The 25,052-nt window shown below is 59.9% G+C and carries 21 protein-coding genes; 10 read left to right on the top strand and 11 right to left on the bottom strand.

Features of this window, described 5'->3' with window-relative positions; genetic code table 11:
* The first annotated feature begins 57 nt into the window (after positions 1 to 57).
* The 9 genes from AC3WTO_RS07485 (at position 58) to AC3WTO_RS07445 (ending at position 7,457) form a co-directional block, all read left to right on the top strand.
* Positions 58 to 1,086 (top strand): PilN domain-containing protein, encoded by a 1,029-nt coding sequence (locus tag AC3WTO_RS07485; protein WP_492460082.1) that lies wholly within the window; start codon positions 58 to 60, stop codon positions 1,084 to 1,086.
* Entirely contained in the window at positions 1,086 to 1,691 is a 606-nt protein-coding gene (gspM, locus tag AC3WTO_RS07480) for a type II secretion system protein GspM (RefSeq protein ID WP_492460081.1), read from the top strand. The genes AC3WTO_RS07485 and gspM overlap by 1 nt, the downstream gene beginning before the upstream one ends.
* Positions 1,688 to 2,239, top strand: a complete 552-nt coding sequence (locus AC3WTO_RS07475; RefSeq protein WP_492460080.1) for a hypothetical protein — start codon at positions 1,688 to 1,690, stop codon at positions 2,237 to 2,239. The genes gspM and AC3WTO_RS07475 overlap by 4 nt, the downstream gene beginning before the upstream one ends.
* Before the next feature lie 115 nt (positions 2,240 to 2,354).
* On the top strand, positions 2,355 to 3,140 hold the full coding sequence (locus AC3WTO_RS07470) for a hypothetical protein (protein ID WP_492460079.1): 786 nt from the start codon (positions 2,355 to 2,357) through the stop codon (positions 3,138 to 3,140).
* Positions 3,133 to 4,767 carry a GspE/PulE family protein gene (locus AC3WTO_RS07465; RefSeq protein ID WP_492460078.1) on the top strand — a complete coding sequence of 545 codons (1,635 nt, stop codon included), beginning with the start codon at positions 3,133 to 3,135 and terminating at the stop codon, positions 4,765 to 4,767. The genes AC3WTO_RS07470 and AC3WTO_RS07465 overlap by 8 nt, the downstream gene beginning before the upstream one ends.
* On the top strand, positions 4,767 to 5,978 hold the full coding sequence (locus AC3WTO_RS07460) for a type II secretion system F family protein (protein WP_492460077.1): 1,212 nt from the start codon (positions 4,767 to 4,769) through the stop codon (positions 5,976 to 5,978). The genes AC3WTO_RS07465 and AC3WTO_RS07460 overlap by 1 nt, the downstream gene beginning before the upstream one ends.
* Positions 5,975 to 6,439 (top strand): GspH/FimT family pseudopilin, encoded by a 465-nt coding sequence (locus AC3WTO_RS07455; RefSeq protein WP_492460076.1) that lies wholly within the window; start codon positions 5,975 to 5,977, stop codon positions 6,437 to 6,439. The genes AC3WTO_RS07460 and AC3WTO_RS07455 overlap by 4 nt, the downstream gene beginning before the upstream one ends.
* Positions 6,436 to 6,756, top strand: coding sequence for a PulJ/GspJ family protein (locus AC3WTO_RS07450; protein WP_492460075.1), 321 nt, complete (start codon positions 6,436 to 6,438; stop codon positions 6,754 to 6,756). Before AC3WTO_RS07455 ends, AC3WTO_RS07450 begins: the two co-directional genes overlap by 4 nt.
* 5 nt (positions 6,757 to 6,761) lie before the next feature.
* Entirely contained in the window at positions 6,762 to 7,457 is a 696-nt protein-coding gene (locus AC3WTO_RS07445) for a prepilin-type N-terminal cleavage/methylation domain-containing protein (protein WP_492460074.1), read from the top strand.
* An 89-nt stretch (positions 7,458 to 7,546) separates the two neighbouring features.
* Here the strand turns inward: AC3WTO_RS07445 and gspG are convergent, their stop codons facing one another.
* The 11 genes from gspG to AC3WTO_RS07390 all read right to left on the bottom strand — a co-directional run bounded on the left by gspG (position 7,547) and on the right by AC3WTO_RS07390 (position 24,076).
* Positions 7,547 to 7,975 (bottom strand): type II secretion system major pseudopilin GspG, encoded by a 429-nt coding sequence (gspG, locus tag AC3WTO_RS07440; protein ID WP_492460828.1) that lies wholly within the window; start codon positions 7,973 to 7,975, stop codon positions 7,547 to 7,549.
* Positions 7,976 to 8,004: 29 nt separating this feature from the next.
* Positions 8,005 to 8,496: a prepilin peptidase gene (locus tag AC3WTO_RS07435; RefSeq protein WP_492460073.1), complete on the bottom strand. Its 492-nt coding sequence runs from the start codon at positions 8,494 to 8,496 to the stop codon at positions 8,005 to 8,007.
* The gene (gene gspD / locus AC3WTO_RS07430) at positions 8,496 to 10,628 is read right to left on the bottom strand and encodes a type II secretion system secretin GspD (RefSeq protein WP_492460072.1); all 2,133 of its coding nucleotides are present in this window, start codon (positions 10,626 to 10,628) and stop codon (positions 8,496 to 8,498) included. The genes AC3WTO_RS07435 and gspD overlap by 1 nt, the downstream gene beginning before the upstream one ends.
* A gap of 448 nt (positions 10,629 to 11,076) precedes the next feature.
* The gene (gene imm45, locus AC3WTO_RS07425; protein ID WP_492460071.1) at positions 11,077 to 11,439 is read right to left on the bottom strand and encodes an Imm45 family immunity protein; all 363 of its coding nucleotides are present in this window, start codon (positions 11,437 to 11,439) and stop codon (positions 11,077 to 11,079) included.
* A gap of 2 nt (positions 11,440 to 11,441) precedes the next feature.
* Positions 11,442 to 17,714 (bottom strand): RHS repeat-associated core domain-containing protein, encoded by a 6,273-nt coding sequence (locus AC3WTO_RS07420; RefSeq protein WP_492460070.1) that lies wholly within the window; start codon positions 17,712 to 17,714, stop codon positions 11,442 to 11,444.
* Positions 17,715 to 17,884: 170 nt separating this feature from the next.
* Positions 17,885 to 18,658 (bottom strand): exodeoxyribonuclease III, encoded by a 774-nt coding sequence (xth, locus tag AC3WTO_RS07415; protein ID WP_492460069.1) that lies wholly within the window; start codon positions 18,656 to 18,658, stop codon positions 17,885 to 17,887.
* Between the two features lie 102 nt (positions 18,659 to 18,760).
* On the bottom strand, positions 18,761 to 19,396 hold the full coding sequence (locus tag AC3WTO_RS07410) for an alpha/beta hydrolase family protein (RefSeq protein WP_492460068.1): 636 nt from the start codon (positions 19,394 to 19,396) through the stop codon (positions 18,761 to 18,763).
* Between the two features lie 2 nt (positions 19,397 to 19,398).
* Positions 19,399 to 20,481, bottom strand: a complete 1,083-nt coding sequence (locus AC3WTO_RS07405) for a tetratricopeptide repeat protein (RefSeq protein WP_492460067.1) — start codon at positions 20,479 to 20,481, stop codon at positions 19,399 to 19,401.
* Positions 20,478 to 21,353, bottom strand: a complete 876-nt coding sequence (gene ku, locus AC3WTO_RS07400) for a non-homologous end joining protein Ku (protein WP_492460066.1) — start codon at positions 21,351 to 21,353, stop codon at positions 20,478 to 20,480. The genes AC3WTO_RS07405 and ku overlap by 4 nt, the downstream gene beginning before the upstream one ends.
* Before the next feature lie 27 nt (positions 21,354 to 21,380).
* On the bottom strand, positions 21,381 to 23,831 hold the full coding sequence (gene ligD, locus AC3WTO_RS07395) for a DNA ligase D (protein ID WP_492460065.1): 2,451 nt from the start codon (positions 23,829 to 23,831) through the stop codon (positions 21,381 to 21,383).
* A gap of 8 nt (positions 23,832 to 23,839) precedes the next feature.
* Positions 23,840 to 24,076 (bottom strand): hypothetical protein, encoded by a 237-nt coding sequence (locus tag AC3WTO_RS07390; protein ID WP_492460064.1) that lies wholly within the window; start codon positions 24,074 to 24,076, stop codon positions 23,840 to 23,842.
* A gap of 198 nt (positions 24,077 to 24,274) precedes the next feature.
* Here AC3WTO_RS07390 and AC3WTO_RS07385 point away from each other — a divergent pair, with 198 nt between their 5' ends.
* A complete protein-coding gene (locus tag AC3WTO_RS07385) occupies positions 24,275 to 24,886 on the top strand; it encodes a dihydrofolate reductase family protein (RefSeq protein WP_492558408.1) in 612 nt (203 codons plus the stop codon).
* The last annotated feature ends 166 nt before the right edge of the window (positions 24,887 to 25,052 follow it).

Raw genomic sequence — 25,052 nt, 5'->3', positions numbered from 1 at the left:
TCCGTGAAGGGGTAGGATTCGGTCGTCGTTGGGGGGCGACCTCTCATGAAGCCATGGATGACGCGGGCTCTCGATTTCTTCGACTGGTGGTTGGAGGAAATCCACTGTCTTGTATCGCGCAACAAGCAGCGGTCGCCAGACAGCGCCCCGGACTGGACTGTCGATCTCGCTGAAGACGGTATTCGCATTCACAGGCGAAACGAGGTGGAGTTCCAGTCTCTGCCACTCGATCTCACGGCGTCAGCGCAGGAGATTGCCGAAAAATTCGGAACGCGGACGGGGAAACCTCGCTCGTGCGACATACGTCTCAGCAGCACGATTTGCCTGAGGAGGTTGCTTGCACCCTATCGGTTGCCGCGAAGGCAGGCGCGAGCCATGGCCACGTTGGATGTCATGGCCACAACGCCGATCGATACGGCCCAGGCGCATCTGTTCTTCACCGAAGCGCCCGGCAACGATAGTTTCTACTATGTCGTGAAGAGAAAGACCCTCGCCCCAGTTGTCGAAGCGCTCCTCACACATGGAATTTCCGTCCGTTCGATCCGTATCGGCGATCGTGAGGCCGCCCTGCCCGTGGATCGCCTGAGCAGGGTTACGGCCGTGCAAAACCCAGGTGAACGGCTTTTCCAGCGAACCGTGTTGACCATGGCCTCCATCACCGCCGTTGCTATCCTGGCGACGTATGGCCACCTTCAGTGGCGCTACTGGCAGGCAGCCTCCGAGCTTGACGAAAGAATCGTGTCGCTCGAGGTCGAGGCCAAAACCGCCAGGACCATGCTTCGACAGCGGCAGACGCAGCTCGATCAGGTCGATAAGATACGCAAGGAAAAGACCAGCTCGGTGTCCGTCGTCAAGCTGCTGGCGGAAGTGACCCATGTTCTGCCGGACAGCGCCTGGCTGACTGACTTCTCCTCAAAAGGCAATATGCTGACCATCACGGGTTATGCCGCCTCAGCGCCGGAACTCATAGCTCCGCTCGCGGCATCCCCCTTGCTCGCCTCCCCCGAGTTCTCGGCGCCGGTGACAAAGGTGCCGGGGCAATCCGGCGAGCGTTTCACCATTACTGCGACGGCTGGTGACGTCTGATGTGGTCAGTGCGCCTCCTGAACGCTCCTCTTCTCGTCCGGCGAGGTGCTGCAATCGTTTTTGGCCTGGTCTTGCTTGGGATGGCTTGCATAGTTGTGGCAGGGCTCTACGGCTCGGTCATGTCGGCCAGGAGTGAGGTTTACGAAAAGCGTGAGGAACTCGGCCGGTTGCTTTCCATCGTCGCCCTGGAAAAGTCGATCAAGACAAATGACAGCGCCGAGGCGGGGAAAGGAGTTCAGGCAGAATTCCTGCCGGGTGAAAATGAGGCCGCGGCCAGAAGCGGTTTGCAGAAAAGGTTGAGCGAGGCGGCTGGCGCCGCGAATGTGGTCGTCCTTTCCGCAGGCAATGCGCCCACCCTCAATGAGCAGGGCGTCATCTATGTCGGACTGCGCGCCAATATTTCAGGCCCACTGGAGAACATCCACGGACTTCTGCTCAATCTCGAGACGAGCCTGCCGGTGCTGTTCGTGCGCGAAGCGACGCTGACTGCGGCTGGCGGCAACCCCGACATGCCTCAGGCCAACGCGAACGAGATATCAGCGCAACTGCTGTTTTACGGTGTATTGCAGACCGGCGCCGCAAACAATGCCGAGAGTAAGTCATGAACAGGCTGAGCCTGATCCTGCTGTTCGGGTTGACCCTTGGAGCGTTGGGCGTGATCAATTTCGGCTTGTATGAACGCCCGGCGGGAACGAGCCCCATAGCCCCGGGTGATAGATCGGACCAGGGAACACCGCGAACAGGAGACAAAACCCAGGCGATATCGCTTTCTCGTCTGGATGGCTTTTCGGAAACGTTTGACCGGCCACTGTTCAACCCAACGCGAAGAAAACCGGTTCCTGTCGCAGCCAACGAACCGGCGCAGGTGACGGAGCCGATACCGGCGCCGGCGGAGGCTGCTCCACCACAATCGCCAACCCCGGTGCTGCTGGGCGTCAGCGTCACTCAGGCCGTTCCGAGAGCTTTGCTTCTGGCCACGGGAAAACAGGACGCGAACTGGTTCCGAAACGGCGAAACGATCGATGACTGGACAATCGCCGCCATAAGCAGAGATGAGGTGACATTGCAGCGGGGCGAGCAATCAATCCGCCTCTCCCTCTATCCGGCAGGCACGAATGTGCCGCCGGCGGCGGGCGCCAGCCATGTCCAGTAGAGTCAGTTCGAACGATAGCAGGGTCGCGGGATTCGCACTGCTGGCCGTGCTGGCGTTCATGCTGATCGTCTCTGCAATCATCACGCCTTTTGCCATCACCGCGCGAACGCGCCTGATGATCGCCCGCAACGAAACCGAGCATATGAGATTGTCGGTGCTGGCTGAAGGTCTCACAAACGTCGTTGCCGCGGAACTGACCGGCGAAAAGCCGCCACCCGCGCTAAGGATCAATTCCCAGCCGACGCAGTGCCGCATCGGCCCCTTCGATTTCGAAATCGTCGTCCAGGACCACTCCGGCCTGATCGATCTCAATGCGGCGGGAGAAGAAACCCTGTCACTCGGGTTCCGGGCGCTTGGTTTCGACGAAATGAAAGCCGGACTGCTGGCGACGTCTGTCGCCGCCTATCGAGGCGCTTCCGCGAACTTGTTTTCCGAGGACGCCATGGTCGGGGTCGGTGCCAAAACACCCAAGCATGCCGCTTTCGAGTCGGTGTCCGAGCTGCAGGATTTTCAGGCTCTGACGCGGGTTGATCTACGGGATCTGCTGAATGTCTTTACAATCAAATCCCAGCGGGGCGTTCCCTCTGCCGAGCGTGCGCCGGTCATGCTTCGCGCAGTTTTAGGCGGGAAATCCGCTATCGACACTTCCGTCTATGAGGGCGCGAGCGTTTCCGTCTACACCATTGAAGTCGCCATCGGCCGTGAGGGATCAGGGATCGCCGGTCATGCGGGTTATGTCGTTGAAATCACACCCTCGCAGCGGGGTGGTTTCAGGCGCGTTTCCCAGATTCTCCAGCGGCAATCCGGCGTGCTCCCGCGACGTCAGCGAGCGGCGCAGGATTGCGACCTGCTTTTCGGCGCTGCCGTTTCAAACATGATCAGGAAATGGGGCGATGAATAAGTTGCCCGGCATCGAGGAATTCCTCGCCTTCCTCGAGCGGAACGGCATCCTCACCGTTCACGCGTCTCAGCGGGCGCTCAGTGCGTCGAAAACCTCCGCTCATCCCTTTGATACCGTGATGACGGAGCTAGGCCTTCTGGGGGAGCAGGATCTGGCGATCCAGCTTTCGCAATTTCTAGAGTTGCCGATCGTCAGCGACGTGCCGGACTTGGCCGATCAGGATGTGTTTTCGACCATAACGCCGGGCTATCTGCGTGAACATGCGCTTTTGCCACTCGGGCTCGACCAGCAACGGCTTCTGCTCGCCGTGGCGGATCCGTTCGCCGCCGCCATCATCGATGCTGTCGCTTTTCATTTCGACAAGCCGGTGGTGCTCCGGGTTTTGCCGCGTCGGACAATCGGTCTCCATATCGAGCGCTTGCAAGCAAGCATCGAACAGACAGCGGAACAGGAGCCCGGCAATGGGTTCAACCTCGATGCTGGTCTGGACGATCTCGAGCGGCTGAAGGATTTCGCGCGCGAGGCACCGATCGTCCGCTTCGTGGCGGAAACCATACACCAGGCGGTCGACTCCAACGCGACCGATATCCACATCGAACCGCTGGAGGACCATGTCCAGATAAGGTTCCGTCGCGATGGGATCCTGTCCGTCGTCGGCACGACAGCCGCCTCGATGCTGGCGGGCATCACCACGCGCGTGAAGATCCTGGCACGGCTCAATATCGCCGAACGGCGGCTGCCGCAGGACGGCCGCATGCGGCTGGCCGTGCGCGGTCGTGACATCGACCTGCGTGTCTCGATCGTTCCGTCTATCCACGGCGAAACCATCGTGCTTCGAATTCTCGACCGCAGCGGTGTGGAACTCAAGCTGGACCGCCTGGGCTTCGACGCTCACGCACAGGCGCAGATACGCAGCCTCTCGCAGGCACCCAACGGCATCGTTCTGGTCACCGGTCCGACGGGCAGTGGCAAGACGACGACACTTTATTCCATTCTCGCGCAATGCTCGCGGGCCGACGTCAAGATCTTCACCGTCGAGGATCCCGTCGAGTATCGCATGGCTGGTATCACCCAACTGCAAGTGAATCCGACCATCGACCTCGATTTCGCCACCGCGCTGCGATCGATCCTGCGCCAGGATCCGGACATTATCCTGGTCGGAGAAATCCGTGATCGCGAGACGGCGCAGATCGCCATCCAGGCAGCGTTGACCGGGCATCTTGTCTTTTCGACCCTTCACACCAACAGCGCCGCCGGCGCCTTGACGCGCCTGCGAGACATGGGGCTCGACGGCTACCTGCTAGGTGCCACCATCCGGGGCGTTGTCGCGCAGCGGCTGCTGAGACGGGTCTGTAGGGCATGCATACATGATCAAACTGCCGCCCAACCTTGCCCGGAGTGCAACGGAACTCGGTACCGCGGTCGAACCGTCGCCCACGAAGTCTTGCGCGTGTCGCAGGAGATCGCGGCGCTGATCGAAACGGAAGGCAGCGAACTCGACATCCAGAACCTGGCGGTCCGACAGGGCCTCGTACCCATGCGCAGCCATGCACAGGCCCTGGTGGCGAGCGGCATTACCACCGAAGAGGAAATTCGTCGCGTCATCGATCTTCGTGGGGATAGCTGATGCCGGCATTTGCCTACCGGGCATATCTGGCCAATGGAAAGCACGATGCCGGAACGCTCGATGCTGGCACCGCGCAGGAGGCAGCACGCGAACTCGCCCGGCGAGGCCTGAGGCCCTATCAGTTGACTGCAGTCGGTGACAGGCAGGCGCGTGTGCAATCGCCTTCGAAATCCCTGTTCTCTCGCTCGGTGGACCTCGGCAAGCTCTTTTCCGATCTCTCGGTCCTGCTCAATGCAGGTTTCACCATCGACCGGGCAATCGCGGCGATCATCGCCAGCGAAACCAATGCTTCGCGCCGCAAAAGCCTGCAAGGCATCCTTGATCTTACGACGGCGGGACGATCGGTCGCCGAAGCATTCTCCAGCCTCGACAATGCGCCGGCCGACGTGATTGCGTTGCTGGCCAGTGGCGAACGCAGCGGCAAGCTGCCGGTGGTCTGTGAGCGACTGGCCGAGATCCACGAAGCAAGGGCAAAACGGCGTTCGGCGATCGTGAGCGCGCTTGCCTATCCGATCTTCCTGCTGGTGGTGATGGTCGCAGCCGTGTTGGTCCTGGCCTTCGTTCTCGTGCCGGCACTTGAGCCGATTTTCGAGGGGGCTTCGACTCCGCCACCCCTGACCATGCGCCTGCTGGCCGGGCTTGGCGCTGTCGTCAGCGAATATCCGTTCATCTTTCCACTGAGCGCGATCGTCATCCTGCTGGCAATTCTCGCGGCAAGCCGCTCCGCCGATGTCAAGAAAAGGCTGTTCGGCTGGTATGTGGGTATTCCGTGGATCGGCCCCCTGTTCAAGGAGGCGACGACGGCCCGTTATCTGGAGGCGCTGGCGCTGCTTTTGGCCAATGGTGTAGCCATGACCGAAGCGCTGCGTCTTTCAACCGGAACCGTCGGCAAAAGCCCGCTGACGCCGGACCTTGCCCTGTTGGAGAACGATGTCGGTAATGGCGCTCGCCTCAACGAGGCCCTCGGGAGGTCAAAGATCTTCCGTGACTCGGTCGTTTCCCTGGTGGCTCTCGGAGAAGATGCGAACGCATTGCCCTTGATGCTGGATCGCGCCGCCCGAATGCAGCAGGCGGAAGTTTCCAAGCGCATCGAGACGCTGCTGAAGCTGCTGACACCGACCCTGACCATCGTTCTCGGGATGCTGGTTGGCAGCCTTGTCCTCTCGGTGATGACGACGATCCTGTCCATCAACGACCTGGCGCTCAAATGACGCGCGTTGTGGCAAAAGGTGACCGGCAGGACGGCTTCAGCCTGATCGAGCTGATGGTCGTCCTGGCCATCATAGGATTGATGGCGGCCATTGCCGTGCCGGCGATAGCGCGCCGATCGCGCGAGCCGGACCTAAAAGTGCTGACGAAGGAGCTGACTTCTCAGTTGCGTGTCGCGCACACGCTGGCGATCTCGACCGGTCATCCGCAGCGGATCGACTTCAATCCCAGCAGTCGCATCATTCGGTTCGGAGATGGCAGGGAGCGGATCTTGCCCGCGGGCACCAACATGAGGTTGACGACGGGTCTGGAGACCACAACGTCGAACAATGAAGCGACGCTGACTTTCCTGCCGAACGGGAGTTCGTCCGGGATGGCGGTCGATCTCGAATTGGCTGGCAAGACCTCAAGGGTTGACGTCAACTGGTTGACCGGAGCCGCAACGCTGGTGGCAGCGCCATGACCAGGGATGGCGAGGCGGGGTTCACGGTGCTGGAGACAATTGTCGCCATGACCATACTTGCCCTCGTCCTGGCGATTGCAAGCCAGTCGATCGTGCTGGCAGCCCGCAGCCTGGCTTCCGCTCGAAACCAGTCCGATGCGGTGTTGCGCATGAGAGGACAGTTGACCGGCCTGGAAACATCCGGCGCATTGCCGTCGGGAGCGTCCGGAGACAGCTGGAGCCAGGAGGAAATCGCTGTTGGCGGCAAGAAACTGACAGCACTCCGGATTGCCGGCGGGGGCCGTTCGTTCCTGACCTTCATCCCGTCTCCGGAATGACAATCATGTGTGGGGCCAGCAGCATCTCCAAACATGGCCAGGAATCCGAAACACCCACGGCTGGGTTCACGCTCATCGAGATGTTGATTGCACTGATCCTCCTGGCGGTGATGTCGTCGCTGATGGTCGTTTTTATTGGGCAGACGAGCGCGCTGGTGCGGATCGACAGTGCGTCGGAGGCCGAAACGGAAGTAAGTGCTGCCGTCCGGTTTCTCGAAACAACGATCGGAAGTGCGGAGCCATTGCCTTTGCTGCCATCCAACCCGGATCAGGTTCACTATTTCCAGGGCACCGCGTCGGATATGCAGCTCAACGCCGTCCAACCCATCGGTTTCGGTACCAACGCTTTGCGCCAGATCGCAATAGGCCTGCGGAAACCAACGACGAGCGGAGCGGTCACCCGCTACGATCTAGTGCTCACGAACGGGACGAGACGTGTCCATGCTGAGGACCCGAAAAGGGAGGTTCTGCTTCTGGCCGGCGTCACGGGCCTGTCGTTCGAATATCTGGAAAATACTCCTGAAGGACTGGCCTGGCTGCCGACCTGGCAGAGCTTGCGGCGCCTGCCTCTGGCTGTTCGGATCAGGCTGGAAATCCTTCGCGGCGACAGAACCTTTGCTTCCCGTGGTCTGGCGCGCCTTGACCTGGCCACGACGGACCCGCAGCGTTCGAAAAGTTCAGGCTCCTCGCCCGAACTCTAAAACATTTCCGATGGTCTCGGACCGTTCATGTTCACGCACATCATGCCACAGAACCGTTGGGCCGTTTCGCTGGAATTGCCCAACCCGGATCAGTTGCCGATATCCTGGTCTTCACCGGTTCCGTCCGGCTTGCCGTCGCGCCCCAGCGATTTGATGTTGATGCCGCTGCCATCCTGTTTCAGGGCATAGAGATAGGGGCGGCCCCAGGGGTCCTTCAGCCCGGTGTTGCCCTTGAGGTAAGGCCCGTTCCAGCGGGTTGCACCTTGCGGGGCCGTGACCAATGCCGCGAGACCCTCTTCGTCACTGGGATACCGGCTGTTGTCGAGGTAATAGAGCTCCATTGCACTTTCGAGATTGCGGATTTGTGCTTTCGAGGCGCTGGTGCGGGCGGACCCGAGATATTTGAGCACCTGCGGTGCCGCCAGTGTTGCAATCAGCGCGATGATTGCGAGCACCACCAGCAGCTCGACGAGTGTGAAACCGGCTTCGGAGCGTGATCCCTTTGAAAACCGCCCCATCCACGACGTCAGACGCTTTCGATCCGTTCTCATGATCCGATCTCTATTGCGGAAAACTGTTCATAAGCCCATGTGCAGGCAAGACCAAGGGCGATGAAAGGCCCAAACGGGATGCGCCTGTTGCGATCCGTCGCAAATCCCGCAACGGCCAAGCAACCCACGAAGACCAAGGCTGCGGCGCTTGCGATGAACAGCAGCATCGGCAACAGCATCGGCCCGATCCAGCACGCGGCGGCCGACATCATCTTCACGTCGCCCAGCCCGAGCCCGATCCGGCCGGTCATGCGACTGTGCACATGGCGGATACCGTAGACCAGCGCGAAGACCAGAACGGCAAACGCGATCTGTACGCTGACCGCGACGATCCCGGCAGGCAGGTGAAAGGCGATGCCGGTCAAGGCTAGGGTGAGATTGAGGGCATCGGGTATGATCATGTGGCGCGCATCGACCACTGCGATCGCGGCGAGCAGCACGGCAAGGATAAGCCCCTGGACGAGCAGCGCATGCGACAGCGAAGCCATCAGTAGGCCAGCCTCTTCAGGTCCTGCTCTGTCTTGGTTTTGCCGCCGCGCCTTTTCTGGATCGGGGTCTGCAGGCTGATCTTGCCGCGGAACTCCTCGGTGACGTCGCGGGCTTCCTTGATATCGCGGACGACGCGCGGCCGGATGAAGATGATGAGTTCGGTGCGCTTGATGCCGTCGGTCTTGTTCTTGAAGGCGTTGCCCAGGATCGGGATGTCGCCCAGCACCGGCACCTGCCCCCGTTCGATCGAGTTGGTTTCCTGTATCAGACCGCCGAGCGCGAGGCTTTCCCCGTCATTGACCAGCACCCTGGTCTGGATCTTCCGCTGCTGGATCGTCGGCGAGTTGATGCCGGAAGAGGTTGTCTTGATCGCGTTGCTGACTTCCTGGCCGACATCCAGCATCACCCGGCCGGCATTGTTGATGCGCGGCGTCACCGTCAGGATGACACCGGTATCCTTCATCTCGACCGAATTGACGATCGGCGCGCCGGACGTCGCCGTGCCGACGGCCTGCTGGGTCACGATCGGAACCTGGTCGCCGACCTGGAGGACGGCTTTCTGGTTGTTCAGCGCCATGATCGTCGGCGCTGACACGATGTTCACATCGGTGATGCTGGCGAGCGCATTGAGGGTCACCTGGATATTGTTGGTGGCATAGGTCCAGGCAAACCCCGGGAAGGACGCGCCGGCGAAGCCGTTGGCGACATCGGAGAGCGAGAGCTTCATGCCGTTGTTCTCGAAGAACCAGCGCAGGCCGAACTTCAGTTCGTCATTCAGCGTCACTTCCGCGATCACCGCCTCGAGCATGACCTGTGTCGGCAATATGTCGACCTTGGCCAGGATCTGTTCGATACGATGATATTCACGCGCCGTGGTTTGAATGAGCAACGCGTTGTTATCGGTATCGGCAACGACCTTGATACGCGCGCCCGAAGAACCTTCCTCCGCAACCAGTTGCGGCACCGGCTCGCTGCCTCCGGTCAAGGGTGCCGGAGTGATGCCGTCCGAGGACATGGCGATGGGCGCCATCTCCGGCGACACGTTTTCGGCCGAGGCTTTGCGCGCCCCGCCGCTTTGCGCGCCGAGGATCGAACTCAGCACCTCGGCAAGCTCCTTCGCCGGCCTGTTCTGGATCTGATAGACGAAAAGCTGCTCTTCATTCGTTTCGGCCAATGTGTCGAGCTTGGCGATCCAGCTCGCTGCTCGGGCGAGATAGGCCGGTCGTGAGGTGATGACCAGGACCGAATTCAGCCGATTGTTCGGAATGAACTGGATGACCTTTCCGCCTGCGCCGCCCTTTGTTCCGAAGATCGATTCCAGTTCGGAGGCGACAGCGTCGGGTTTCGACGCCTTCAGGGGATGAAGCGCGACCGACATGCCCCTCATCCAGTCGACGTCAAAGACCGAGACGGCCTCGCGGATCGCTTCGAGATCGGAATTGTTGCCGGCAACGGTGATGAGGTTGCGCGTGCTGTCGACCCGCAGCACCGTGCCTTGCCGGGTGATCGGCTCCAGGATCGTCTTCATCTCGTCGGCGGCGATGTATTGCAGTTGCAGGACCTGGACCTTCACCCCGGGACCGGAAGGCGTGACCGAAGGCACGCTGACCGACGGCGTGCTGGCCAGCGTCTCGGCCATCGGCATGATCTGGTAGGAATTGGCCCGCTTGACGATGCCAGCCCCGTTCACGGCAAGCGCCGATTCCAGGATGTCGACCAGGGCGTCGCGCGAGACCGGCTTGGACGTCTGCAAGGTGACGGTGCCCTGGACCCTCGGGTCGACGACATAGTTCGCCTGCAGCGCGTCGCCCAGCACAGCCTTGGCCGCCTGCGTGATCGGCGCATTGACGAGGTTGAGCTCGAACTGACCGCTGCCGTCGCTTGTTACCTTGGCGACCGGCGCGCCGGAGGAAACAAAATTACCGGAGCCCTGGTATTGGGCACCCGAAAACCGCTTGGCCGGGCCAAAAGCCGATGCCAGCCTCTGGCTGCCGCCTCCTCCCGATCGCAGCGGAGTATCCTTTGCGTGGAGACTTTCAACGGTCTCAGCAAAGAAGTCGCCACCAGTCGGCGACGTGCATCCCGCAGCAAACAGTGCCACGCACAAAACGATCCGGCTACCCCACGCCATTCGCTTACCCGATTCCCCAATTGGGTCACGCTATCCCTTCTTGTCGTCAGGCGCTGAATTGAGGGCAGGAAAGAAGGCGCTGTCCACAGGGAATGTGGAATGGCAGGACAGATGAGAGGATTGCGCGATCGAAGATCGGAGCGCTGTTTGCAGTCCGGCCCCGTCTGCGTCCGTTCGCACATCACTCCCGCGAGTTGGAGGTGCCACAATGACCTGATCCGCCGATTCGCGCGAAGGCAATGCCGCCTGACCTTGCAGGAAGAAGCAGACGCCTGGACGAACGCGCCGTGATGGGAGAGCAAGGGCTTACAGAAGCCGGCCCCAGACGATGCCCTAATCCTTGTCGACAAGCCCGCGGCGCAGATCAAATACCCGCAAGCCGCGGCGCAAGGGTCGCTTTTCTAGGTGGCTCACATCAAAACAAAAACCACAGGTCAAAACGCCTTAACTACAAGGCCCGGTTCTTCACTTCGCCAGGCAACCTCCGAGGAGATGGCCGCCGTTGACGGTACCAGACATCCTGTGGAGAGATTTCTTGGGCAACCCATTTGTTCCAGTTTTCCGCAAGCCAGCCCGCCGAAATAGCATGCACATGTTCGTGCCGCACCGCAGCTTCCTTAGGCAAGACCACCAAGATATCGCCCGCATCATAACCCGTAACTCGAAGCAAGCCGAATCCTGACTCCTCAAAGCAGATAAACAGCATTAAATCGACAATCTCAGCGGGCGATCTTTCTCTCTTGAAGCGAAATGTAGCACCACGAAATAGTGACGTTTCCGGATCAATCGTTGTTAGTCTCTTCCATGGCATTTTTATATATCCAAGTCATGTTTTCCGGTCTTATCAGCACTTTGCTTTTGATTTAAGTCTCTATCAAATTCGCCCTGATGTTTTCCCCTTCCATTTGTTTTCTCGAAGCGTCCTTTTTCGGTGTCGACCGACCAAAAATTTCCCTTTTCATCCTTATAAACATCTCGTTTATTTTTTGTAGAAATCTTCTGGTCTTTTGTCCAACCATACTGCTGAGCAGCAGCCTTCATAGTTTCCCTTACATGGGCTACGCGATCATTAACATTCATAAACTTAATGGATCGCTCATAATATCTAGTTGTGGTCCTAGCTTCGTCCTTCGCCTGCTGTTCTGCTTGCATATACGACACGCCCTGATTTGTCAGAGCCTGTATCCTGTTTGAAATTTCTTGCTGCTCATCAGGCGAGAACTCGTCCTTAGCCATCGTGCTTAGCTTTGCGGCCAACGCGGCAGCAAAGCCCACGCCCCAACTTGGGCTCATCGTGACGGAAGGCTGGAGAACACTTCTGTCATCAGTGAATGGATGATCATCCATGGCATCAGGGACACCATCGTCATCCCAGTCGCCGTCAAAGACATCTGACGGGTCCCACCCTTCGCGAGAGAAATGCCCGTTGGGATCACTCTTGTTGACCGGATCATTCTGGGCATAAGCGTACCGGTTAGTTCCCACTCCCGGCTGCGTGGGATCCCAATCATCCGGCGAGATGAACCGGCCGAGCGTCGGATCCATGTAGCGGGCATTGAGATAGAGAAGTCCCGTCTCGGGATCGAAGCGTTCGCCAATATAGCCCTTCTGCGTCTGGAAGCCCGAGTTCAGGCGCTCGCCATAGGCGGCATAACCGGTACTTTCGACAACCGCACCTGCGGCATCGGTGACAAAGCGCACTGATGCCAGGTGGTCGCGATGCAGGAAGAACTTGGCGCCGTTCACCACCTTGATGTCGGGATGCGGATAACGCGTGTATTTCTCCGCTCCGGGCGTTGCCGGATCGATCTCGACATCGGCGCTTGGATAGAGCGTCGCGCCGAAGGCGGAAGCCTTCTTCACCCGTGCGCCGTCTGGACCATAGGCAAAGCTGGTGATAGCCGAACCCTGTGTGACCGTCTTGAGACGGTTGGCTTCATCCCACGCCAGGGTGCGCATGCCGTCCGAGAGGGTGTTGCCGTTGGTGTCATAGGCGAAGCTGCGGGAACCGACCGTCAGCGGTGCGTGTGGGCGTGGCGCCGACGCGGCGGGATACGCGTAGCTCGCATAGACGCGGGTGCGCCAGGTCATGTTGCCGTTGGGATCGTAAGTGAAATTCTCGTCGAGCGCCGAATTGCTCGGGTTTCGTGATGTCATCAGCCAATCGGCATTGTTGTAGGTGTAGGTCCAGTCTTCCTTGGCACCCGCAGGGTCAAGCACCGTTGGTTTGCCATCGATGGCAGTGATGCGACCGGCGAAGTCACGGGTATAGTTGTTGTCCATCAACAACGCTCCGCCCGCCCCGACCGTCACGATCCTGATCAGCCAGCGCCGGGTCGGAGAGTAAGTGAACCACGTTATCGCGCCGTTGGCGTAGACGATCTTCTTCGTCTGGTTGTCGGCCTCATAGCTGATTGAATTGATGTATCCGGGGATCGAGGACAGCAGGCCCTCCCCGTTGTACGTCCAGGGTGTTGATGCCGTGCCAACCTCCACAACATTGGGTTCATAGCGGATTGCGATCGGTAGCTGGGCATCGACGCCGCTGGTGCCCTCTGTCGTGATCGTGCGATGCGTTACGCCATCGATTGTCGCCTCACGCCGCAACGCGGCACCGGATGCGCCATAGTCCAGCTTCTGCAAGCCGTTTGCGTTTTGCGACGTCGTCAATCGACCGATGTTGAAGTAACCCGTTCTGGCTTCGTCATAGGTGTTGCTGGTCAGCACCGGATTCGCAGGCATTGCCTGGCCGGCCGGTGGCGCGACAATTTCCCGTTTCAAAAGCCGTCCGAGCTGATCGTAGCTTAGAGTCGTGACTGCGCCGCGGGCGTCCGTCTGCTGGATCAGCCTGTTGGTGGCGTCGTATTTGTAAGTCCATGTGCCGAGATCGGGATCCGAAGCGCTCAGCCGATTGCCGACCATGTCATAGCTGTAGGTCCAGGTTGACCATTTTTCGTCGGCAACCTTTATCAGGCGCTTCAACGCGTCATAGCTGCGGTAGCTGTTGATATAGGTGCCGTCGGCCATCAACTGCTGAGTGCGGATCACGTCACCCCAGGTATTGGAATAGGCATAGGTGTTGCGCCCGATCTCATCGATCTGATGAACGTAGGAAAACGAGATGTTGTCGCTCCCCAGCCATGGGGCGTAGAGGCCGTAGGCGAACTGCCGCTGACTGCCATCCGGGTTGACGGTTCTGGTTGGCCTGTCGTTCCAGTCGTAAGTGATCGTCGTGTATTGCGGTGTCTCAGCACCGTCGAAATGAGCATGGCTCTTTCGGGCTACATTGTTGCGCTGATCATATTCGATGTAAGTGGCACGTGCGGGCGCTCCCGGAGCGTCGCCCCGATGTTCTTCTTTCCAGACCCGGCCAAGTCCATCGTAAAAGCTGACATCATATCGCCACCACAGACCCGGCTCATAAATCAAAACATACTGAGAGGTCGGATTGCCCTCATTCTGAATGCTGAATTTGCGGAAGAAACCTGTCGTGGTGTTTTTATATTCAGCCACGCGGCAGTAGCGATCATAGGTGTAGGCAAACACAACACCGTTGGCGTCGGTTCGGGTCGCGGGCGCTCCGCATGTCGGATTGTAAGTCGCCGTCGTCACAAAGCGGCTGTCGGAGGGCAGTGACCCGTTGGCAAAGTATTTCGGCGCCCGTTCTTTTACCGGATAGAGGTGATAGGTCGGATCGTAATCCCATTCGATGCGATTGCCTGTCCCATCCGTCGATGAGACCCGGTTGCCATAACTGTCATAGGCGAATTTCTCGACCTGACGCTCAAACGGTTCAAGGCGAACATACCGTATGACTTGAGTGAGATTGCCCTTGGTCGGTGGCAGCCAATAGCCAGTATTGTCGTCATAATAATTGTAGGTCGTTTTGATCGCGGGCTTTGAATCGAACGAATTCCAAACCAAATCGCTCCCATTGCGTGATGTGATAAATGCCGTGGTGTTCGCGACATAGGTGCGAACCCTCAAGGTCTCATCCCCAGAAACATCCTCGCGGCCGTAGTCACGTTCGGTCTGAACATTGCCCCACTGGTCGAATTCCCGCTCCACACGCAAGGTGAGTGAAATGCTCTCAGTCGAGGTCGTGCGGGTTCGGGTATTCTGAACCCAATAGGGCTTTGTCGTTGCGTCGACCTGGTAGGTTTCCTCCACTTGCATACGCACGGTGCCGGCGCCGTCCCTGGTCACTGCCAATGAAGGCAAACCGTAGCTGGCGAGATCCTGGCGGTAGCTGGTGGTGACCGTTGGTCGTCCGCTTTCGCCATTGGCCGAGGGTTTGGTTTCGACGACGCTGGCAAAGCCGAGGAAGCGGCGGGCGATTGGGTCGTATTTGCCGCCAGAATAGCTGTAATCGGTCACTGCAATCTGGCCGCGGCCATCGCCGACAGAGAGCTTCGTCACCGCGTGCACGATCTGCGGCAGGTAGTCGTTCGCCCAACGGGACGACGGTGTGTACTCGACCGCAACCGTACCACTCAGTTCCGTGGTGACAGACCGCAACAGATTCGGGCTGCCGGTACCCGAGTCAGACAAATAGACGATGTCCACAGAGCTTCCCGCACCATTGCGGTTGATGAAATCAGGCAGGCCATCGCCGTTGAAGTCACCTATCACCGGTGTTGCCGTCAATGAGAATGGCGCGAACTGCACTGCCGAATAGGAAAAACTGCCTGGTTGCAGCGAATACACCGCCGCCGTGCCCATCTTCGGATAGGTGACTTCGGTCCCTGCAGATGTAGCCAAGGTGATCAGATCGGCCCGACCGTCATTGTCGAAATCGCGGAAAACACCCGCGCGGGAGGTGCCCGCCGTCGCGGTATAGGCCTTGAAGCCGTTGCCAGTGGAAAGCCATATGCTGACGGTTCCACGGTTGTAGCGCACGATGTCGCTGGCGCCATCTCCATTGATATCGGCAAGAACACAAGTGCCGTTGCCGTCAAAGTCGCTGGCACCGCACGTGGTCACGAAAGACGCAACAAGCTGCCAGGCACCGCCGGAGAGGTAAGTCTTGTAGACGGTCGCGCTAAAATTATCGTGGAAGAGCGGAGTTTGACGGCCGTTGCCGAGGAAGTCGCCAACGCCAAGCAGCGGATCGCCCCTGCTCGTGGGGATGTTCGAGGGGTAGGAATAGACCGTATCGACACCATCGCCATCGGCATCGGCGACAAAACGATACATTGACGGCGCGCCGGGTGTCGGACTTGGCCCAGGCAACACAGCACAAACGCCCTCATATCCGGCAGGCGGGGTAACATTGACCCCATCGCAAGCCAGCTTAGCCATTCCCAGCTGATCGTTCGTCTGCACAATGGAACGGAAGGTGGAGTAGGTGACGCGGCCATTTGAACCCGTAAAGCTGGAGGTAACCGCGTCAGCAAAGTCCGACGTCTTCTTGCCTGCAATGAAGCGGCCGGGTTGAGAGAAGTATGGCGGGTTGTTGGAGCCTGCGTCCGGGTTCTGGAGCGTCTCCAAAGTCACCGACTGGTTGGTGGCGAGAGTGCCGCTTGTTGTGAACTTAAAGAGATTGCGTGTGCGGCGAGTGCCATAGACCGGGTCTCTCGGTGATCCCATGTTGACCTGGCTGGCGTTGTCGCCGAACAGGTCGTCAGCACCATCAGAATCGAGATCGATAGCCTGCGCGTTGCTGTTGATGCTGCCCATAGCACCAGAACCAGAAGCACCAAAGATCGAGACGTTCGACGTACTGAACGACGCAGCCGTATCCTGATAGCTCATCTCGGCAATGCGCTTGGATGTCGGGCCAGAGACCACGCCATTGCCGTCCACCGCGGCATCCGAGCCGAAGCGGGTGACCTTGGCCAAGCGCGAGGTATTCGAGAATGGCGCCTGATTGTAGGTCAGCGCAAAAGCACTGCGCATCTGGCTCGAAACTCGCACCGCAATCGATCTAATGCGCCAGGACGTCGTCGAGATGTCACGTCCGTTGCCCATCAATATGGGGTCTGGCCGATCCTCATAGGCAATGGTGATCACTGTCCCGTTGTAGCTAATCGCTGTCGGATAGCAGACAGGGCTCGGGTAACAATAATAGCCGTAGCTGACCGTATTCCCATTGGTGTCAGTGACGGAGGTCAGCAGCCAGCGATAGTTGTATGCAAGGTTGGAGTCTGGCGCCGAGCTCCCGGAGACAGCACCGACGGACCTGAAGGTCGAGACCGTACCGTCGCGATCGGTAACCCGCCATTCGTTGGTGCTGCCATCGAAGACAATGCGCCGGTAAGATTCATTCTCCGTGGCATGGGTGCCGCCAGCGGCACACGATGGTGAGGACATCCCGGAGCCACAGCCAACCAGCGGCATGCCGTTGAGCTGGTACATGTCGGAGCTGCCGAACGTCGGCATGCCATAACCTGGGCTGCCTCGCTCGATCACATCGATGCCGTCCAGACCCCAGCCATAACCCAGCCAACCCTGGTAGAGCCCGCCGAGCTTGGTCTTGCGTGAGGAATCGTAATTCAGCGACAGCTTTGGCTCGAGACCGCGGAAGGCTGGAACATCGATATCGATCGAATAGCCGAGACTGCCATTGGAGGCTCGGCTTGGCAGATCCACCTTGGCCGGCGCCCCGATTGCTTCCGGATCGTTGCTGATCGAACCGCTGCCGGATGCCGCCGCAGCCATCGCGGCTGCCTTGGGGGCGGCCTTCTGCTCTGCCTTGGTGGCATCGCCATCCTTGTCACCTTCAGGCTCGCTATCGGCGCGCTTGGTTGAACCATTGCCGATCTTGGCCGCCGCATCGGGATCACGAACCAGGCCGGAGGCTTTGTCATTGGCCTTGCCATCGGACTTTGGTCCGCTGGTGCCATCCTCGGATGCTCCAGCAGGCCGACCTGGCTTGGCATCAGGCTTGCTATCCGCCGGTCTTGCGAAGCCGGCCCCACCATTGCCGAAACCAGTGCTGCCCGAAGTTGCTGTCAGACCCGATGCCCCGGGCTCTGTAGCTTGAGCAAAGGCTTGTCCGTCGCGGTAGTCGACCGGAAGGCCAAGATTGCACGCGCCAAGAACCCCCGCGATGACAAACATCGCGCCAAGCAGCAACCGACTCATCAGCCCCTCCGTGTCCGGTTGAGCGGAAGCTAACGAAAGTCACCAACGCGCAAATGACGAAGATATTATGCCAGTAAAAATGTCCACAGGATTGCGGGAGAACAGAGGGACGCGCCAGTTGACTTCGGGAAGAGCGACGATACTTGATGGTCAGAGTAAACGCGTCGTTGTCAGGCCATCAACTCGATCCACGCCGGCGCATGATCGCTGGCTTTTTCCCAGCCACGCACCTCGCGGTCGACGCCGGCGCTGGTGAGTTGGTCGACGATTGCCGGGCTAAGCAGCAGATGATCCAGCCTGAGGCCGGCGTTGCGGCCCCAGGCGTTGCGGAGGTAATCCCAGAATGTGTAGACGCGCTCATCCGGATGCAGCGCACGGATAGCGTCCGCCCACCCCTGGCCGACGAGTTGCTCGAATGCCTGGCGCGCTTCGACACGGAACAGGGCATCGTCCTGCCAGCGCTCCGGCTTGTAGACGTCGAATTCGGTTGGAATGACGTTGTAGTCGCCGGCAAGCACGATCGGGATGTTGTGCGCAAGCCGTTCCGCGGCATGCTTCCTCAGCCGTTCGAACCAGCGCAGCTTGTAGTCGAACTTCGGCCCCGGAGCCGGGTTGCCGTTCGGGGCATAAAGGCATCCGATCAGGATGCCGCCGACCGCAGCTTCGATGTAGCGGCTGTGCGTATCATCCTCGTCGCCTGGCAGGCCGCGCTGCGTCTCTATCGGATCGGCGCCCCGGGCCAGGATCGCGGCGCCATTCCAGCTTTTTTGACCGTGCCAGATGGCACCGTAGCCGGCCTCCCGCAACGCCGTGGCGGGAAACCTGTCGCTCGACGCTTTCAGTTCCTGCAGGCAGACCACATCGGGCTCGGCCTCAGCCAGCCAGCGCAGCAGAACCGAAAGCCTGCCATTGATGCCGTTGACGTTGAACGTCGCGATTTTCATCGCCTGAAGCATGATCCCGAAAAGTGCAGACTTTTCGGACAAGATCATGCTTCAGAACAGAGAGATAGAGTGGAATGCCATTTCTCCCGCTCGCATTCCGCTCTAGCGCGGAAGCGTCCCTGCCCAGGCGGTGACCTTGTCTGCCATGGCCTTCAGGTGATCGGCCGCAGAGAAACCGGACACGCTCTTGCGCGGCTTCAGGTCATGATCGCCGTCTTCCAGCCAGAACAGCTCGATCGCGTCCGACAAGGCATAGGAGGGCACTTCTTCGCGCGTGCCGAACTCGTCACGCGTGCCTTGCACGATCAGCGTCGGCGTCTGCAGCTCGGCAAGATGCCTGGTGCGCAGTTGCTGCGGCTTGGCGGGCGGATGGAAGGGATAGCCGAGGCAGAGCAGCCCAGCGATCTTGCCCGACGCCAGAAGGTCGTCCGCCACCATAGAGGCAATACGGCCGCCCATCGATTTTCCACCGATGATGATTGGTTGTTTCGCCGCCAGGGCCTCGACGGCGGCGACATACTCGGGATTGAGCGTTTCGGCGCGCGGTGGCGGCTTGCGCGTGTCTTCCGTGCGCCGGCCGGCCATGTAGGAGAACTCGAAACGCGCAACACGAAAACCAACAGCGGCAAGCGCCTTTGCGGCGGCGTTCATGGAGGCGGAGTCCATCGGCGCCCCTGCCCCATGTCCAAGCAGGATGGTGCAGCCGGCATCTTCCGGGCCGTCGAAGAGGAAAGACATGTTCAACTCGCTGTTCTTTCCGCCAGGTCGACGAGACGGATGCCGTTGCTGGCCGTGCGGGCCCATTGCGATGTGGAATCGAGCTCAAGATAACGCGACCACCATTTGCGCGCGCCGGCCAGGTCCCCTGCTTCATAGTCGAGATTGGCGAGGTTGAAGACAGCGTCGGCATAAGCGCCGTCGATGGCTATGGCGGCCAGCAGATGGCGACGCGCGGTATCCTTCTTGCCTTCGCCCGCGAGCAGGCCGGACAGGTTGAACCAGGCTTCGACGAAACGCGGATCACGCTTGAGCACTTCGAGATAGGACTGCTCGGCCTCCTTGGTGCGGCCGGCGGCGAGCAGGCAGTTGCCGCGGTTGAAGAAGGTGACCGGATCGCCGGGGTCGATCGCGATACAGCGCCGATAGAGATCGGCAGCGTCGCCGTGCCTGCCCTCTTCCTCGGCCTCTTCGGCGAGCGCGAACAGTTCGTCGAGGTCTTCCGGCTCGCCGCGTTCGAGCGGCAACAGGGTCTGGCCGTCGAGTTCGCTGACGCCATCATCCGAGCGTGCATAGATGGCGTTGTCACGATCGGCGTGCAGCGACAGTGCGGTGAGCGACGCCACCGAACCAGATCGGCGCACCGATCTTGCGATCGTTCCCCAGCTCGCGCCCGATGCGATCAGCCCGGCATATTTCCTGGCCAGGATAAGATCGCGGAATGAGAACGGTTCTGCGTCGTGCTCGAAGGCATCGAACAGGGCAAGCAGGTCAAACTCCTCGGAGGCGAGCCTGGACTGGTCAAGAATGGATTGGCGGCTCAGCGTCGCACCACCCGGCGCTTCGATGAGACCGAGCAACCTGAGGAATCCGTTCTCACTCAGGAGGCGGCGGCCTTTCGCGACTTCCTCGCGGTAACGCGCCATGATACGCGCAGAGTCAACCCTGCCGAGCTGTTTGCGGCCGAAGATCACATGTGTGGTGCGCCGCGAAGCACCGCGCTGCAGTTCACCGCCCTGCGCACTAACTTCGCGCGCAGCCAGGCGACGCGGAAACGCCGCCAGACCGCCGATGAGGCCGAATGTCCTGCCTCTGACCGAGGTCACTTCTTGCTCTTGGCGCCCGCCCTGGAGCCACCGCTTGCAGCAACCTTGGCCGGTTTTTCCTCAGCAGCGGATGCCTTGGTCTTGCTCTTGGCGGGAGGCTTGGCCTGTCCGAGGCTGGCCTTCAATGCATCCATCAGGTTGACGACGTTACCGCGTTCCGGAGCCGCTGCGACGATCGGCTTGTGGCCTTTCAGCTTCTCCTTGATCATGTTCATTAGAGCCGTCTCGTAGCGATCCTCGTAGGCCTTCGGATCGAACTTGGTCAGCTTCTGCTGGATCAGGGCTTCGGCAAGCTGCAGCATCTCGCGTTCGGGTTTGCCCTGCGGGATGTTGTCGAAATACTCGGCTGTGCCACGCACCTCGTTCGGATTGCGCAAGGTGCACACGAACATGCCCTTCTCGCGCGCACCGATGGTGACGACACGCTCGCGACTGGACAGCACCAATCGCGCCACCGCAAGCTTGCCGGACTTGCGCATGGCTTCGCGCAGGACCACGAAAGTCTCTTCAGCCATCGCCCCGTCGGGCGCCAGGTAGTAAGGCGTGTCCTGGTAGATGACATCGACATCCTTCTCGTCGACGAAGGCCTCGATGTTCATGGTGTGGTTGGATTCGATGCGCACGCTTTCGAGATCGGCATCATCGATGATGACGTATTGTTTGTCTTCGTATTCGTAGCCTTTGACCAGATCGGCGCGGTCGACCAGGCCGAGTTCGGGGTCGACGGGTTTCATGTTGATGCGGTTGTGCGTCTTCTTGTGCAACTGATTGAAGGAGATGCGCTCCTTCGTGCTCGTCGCCGGATAGAGCCGCACCGGGCAGCTCACCAGACTGAGTTTCAGATAACCCTTCCAACTTGCCCTGGGTGCCAATTCCGCCTCCTACGCGACGACACAACGCTACTTCTTCGCCTTCGCAGGCGCCGGCAATTCCCGGGCAAAATCATCAATGTCCACCCAAGGATCACCAGATGCGGCCAACAGGCCTGGAAGCGAAGAATAGTTCAAATCCTCGGCAGCGTCGATGGATTCCAGATCATTCCATTGCAGCGGCGTCGAAGCCGGCATGTGCGGACGCCGGCGTAGCGTGTAAGGAGCAGCTGCCGTATGGCTGCGCGCATTGCGGTGAAAATCGATGAAAATGCGCTTCTTGCGGTTCTCCGCGCCCATGGTGGTGGTGAAGGTTTCGGGTGCGGTGGCGGTTATGCGGGTGGAGATATCGCTGCAGGCCTGATGGAACTGGCGCCAGCCGAGCTTCTTCTTCACGGGCACCACGACATGAATGCCCTTGCCGCCCGACGTCTTCACGAACGGCACAAGGCCCATGCTTTCCAATTCGCCGCGAACATGGATGGCGGCTTCGACCACTTCGCGCCAGCCGATGCCTTCGCCGGGATCGAGGTCGAAGACGGCGCGATCCGGCTTGTCGAGACTTTGACGGTGCGCGCCCCAGGTGTGGAATTCTACGACGCCGAATTGCGCCAGGGCCAGATAGGCCTTGGCATCCTCGACGGCGATGTAGCTCCGGGCTTCGCCGTCGGAGTTCTGTGTTTCGAACGAGACCATGGTCGCCGGCATGCCGGTAAAGGCATGGCGCTGGAAAAAACAATCCTCCGGCTTGACTGTCGGGCAGCGCACCAGTGACACCGGCCTGCCGAGGATGTGCGGCAGCATGAAATCGCCGACGGCGGCGTAATAGACCGCGATGTCGAGTTTGGTCGGTCCGGTCCTGCCGAAGATGCGCCGTGTCGGATTGGTGACGAAGATCCCGGCGAGGTCGGCATCAGAAATCAGCCGTTTGCGCGGTGCTGCCGAGCGGGCTGAAAGCTCGGCTTCGCGCAGTCCCCTGAAGACGGCATGGCGCAGCGCATTGTCATCGGTGCGGTTGGCATAGTGGACATGCGCTGTCAGCACCGGCCGGACAGGGATGACCTCGCGTGGCATGCCTTCGAGCCGCACTGCGTCGGTCTGCAACGCCTGCAGCCTGGCCAGCAGCATCGGCAATGTTTCGGCATCGAAGCCAGAGCCGCATTTGCCGCGATACTCCAGCTCGCCGTCGACCCATTCCGCAAGCGCCAACGCCGCCAGGCCTTCGGCGGCTTCGGAGACGGTATAGCCGGCAATGACAAAATCGCCGACGGCACGCGCCTTGACCTTGGTCCAGCTCCTGGAGCGGCCGGACTGGTAGGTCGAGGCCACCTGTTTGGAGACGATGCCTTCCAGGCCGAGTTCCGATGCCTGCTCGTACAGGGTCTCGCCGTCGGATGTGACATGATCGCTGAGCTGCAAGGCGCTTTTTGCAGTCACCCCACCCAGCAACTGCCCAAGCAGTTCCTTGCGCTTGGCAAGCGCAACCTCAGTCAGGTTCCAGCCGTCGAGATAGAGCAAGTCGAAGGCGTAAAAAGTCAGCTTGTGGGTCTCGCCAGCTGCCAAGGCATCCTGCAGCGCGGAGAAACGGCTGATGCCTTTGTCGTCGGTGACGACGATTTCGCCATCGATGATCGCGCTTTTGCAGGCAAGGGTCTGGAAGGCGGTCTTCAACCGTCCGTAGCGTTTCGACCAGTCGAGGCCGCTGCGGGTGATGAAAGTGACAGCACCGTCAAAGACATGCGCTGCCGTGCGGTAGCCATCGAATTTGATCTCATGCAGCCATTCTTCGCCTGACGGCGGGGTGGCAACGCTGCTGGCCAGTTGCGGTTCGAGCCGGGCAGGCATCGTCCCATGGACTGATCCCGCGACTTTCGCGGGCTTCGCTGCAGTAGCCTTTTTTGCCGGCTTCGGCTTCTCGAGCAGTTCTTCGATGCGCCGCCCCGACTTCACGCTTTCCGGACGCTTGGCGAGGATGTCGAGCTTGATGTCGGCGGCCTGGTCGCGTTCCTTGAACAGCAGCCAGTTGACCTTGTCCTCGTCCTCCTTGGTCTTCAGCCGGGCCAGCATCCAGCCACCCTTCAGCTTTTCGCCGAACAGCCGGAACTTGAATGCTCCTTTTTCCAGGGATGTTTCAATGTCGTCCATGGGCGCCCAGATGCCGGTATCCCATACGATCATCGGGCCGCCGCCATACTCGCCCTCAGGAATGACGCCTTCGAAATCGATGTAGTCGATGGGATGGTCTTCGGTCTGAACGGCAAGCCGCTTGTCGGCCGGATTGAGCGACGGTCCGCGCGGGACTGCCCAGCTCTTCAGCACACCATCGATTTCCAGGCGCAGGTCATAGTGGTCGGCCGTCGCATGATGTTTGTGCACGACGAAGCGGTTGCCGTCGTGCTGATCGAGAGTGCCGGTGGGTTCCGGTGTCTTCGCGAAATTGCGTTTGGCGCGGTAGGACTGGAGCTTGGGGGAACTCGCCATGGAGACGCTTATTCGCCCGCTTCCTCGTGCAAGGGTTCCAGACCGAGCTCCGCCGGACGATGGCCTTTATAGAGCTGATCGAGTATGCGTTGCCCAACGATGTAGGCTTCGTTGGCAACGATGATACGATAGGTAGGCTCCTCGCCGGCTTTGAAACGCCGGGAGCTGACAAAGACCTTGTGGCGGTCGAGCGCTTCGGCAACCGCCTTGCGCTGCTTGACCTGGCGAGACGTGGGCGTGCTCATCGCCTGCTCCGCTGCTTTCGTCCGGAACTATCTTCTATTGTGGCGCCGGGATCAACCAGGGTCGTTTTTCAGACTTAATAGTTAGCTCTTGCGCTAAGTGATTTCTTCTTTTAGTTAGCCATTCGGATAACTGATTAAACCAAGGCGCATGGGTCCATGCGCAAATGTCTGGAAGGTCCCACTATGAAACTCGTCCTGATGGAATTCCTGTCGCTCGACGGCGTATGCCAGGGTCCCGGCGCGCCCGATGAAGACACGAGTGACGGCTTCACGCGCGGCGGCTGGTTTGTGCCCTTTCTCGAGCAGACCTTCATGCAGACCGTCACGGCCTGGGTCGGACAGGCCGATGCGTTCCTGTTCGGGCGCCGGACCTATGAAAGCTTCTCACGCGATTGGCCGAAGATGGATGATCCGAATGACCCTATTGCGAGCAAGATGAATGGTTTGCCGAAGTATGTTGCATCGACTTCCCTGAAAGAAGCACCCTGGGGGCCTTCAAAGATATTGTCAGGAAGCATCACGGCTCAGGTCGCCGATCTGAAGGAAAGACTAGGGCGCGAGCTTCAGATCCATGGCAGCGGACGCCTCGCGCATTCGCTGCTGACCGCAGGGTTGATCGATGAGTTCCGCCTCGTGGTCGCGCCCGTTGTCCTGGGACAAGGCCGGAAACTGTTCCCAGACGGTATGCCCCCTGCCGGCTTCAAGCTGGTCAATGTCGAGGCCACGCCGGCGGGATTGGCCGTGCACATCTATGAAAGAGCCGAAACCCCTGTGTTTGAGACCTACGACGCAACAAACGCCTGGCGTTGACAACCAATCGTCGGAACATCTCAACTAATGAGCCCGCCCAAATGGGTTTGGGTGGGCTTCTGTTGTCAGCTTATCAGAGATCGGCGTCCCCGCTCCTCGTCACCATTTGAGGCCGAGTTTTGCGGTACCGGCGAGGTTGTGGACGTTTCCGGAGACTTCGCCCTGC

The sequence above is a fragment of the Mesorhizobium sp. EU05-FHT14A09 genome (genome assembly GCF_058790995.1).
Note: the sequence above shows the minus strand (reverse complement) of the source record. Positions and strands in the feature narration are given on the sequence as shown.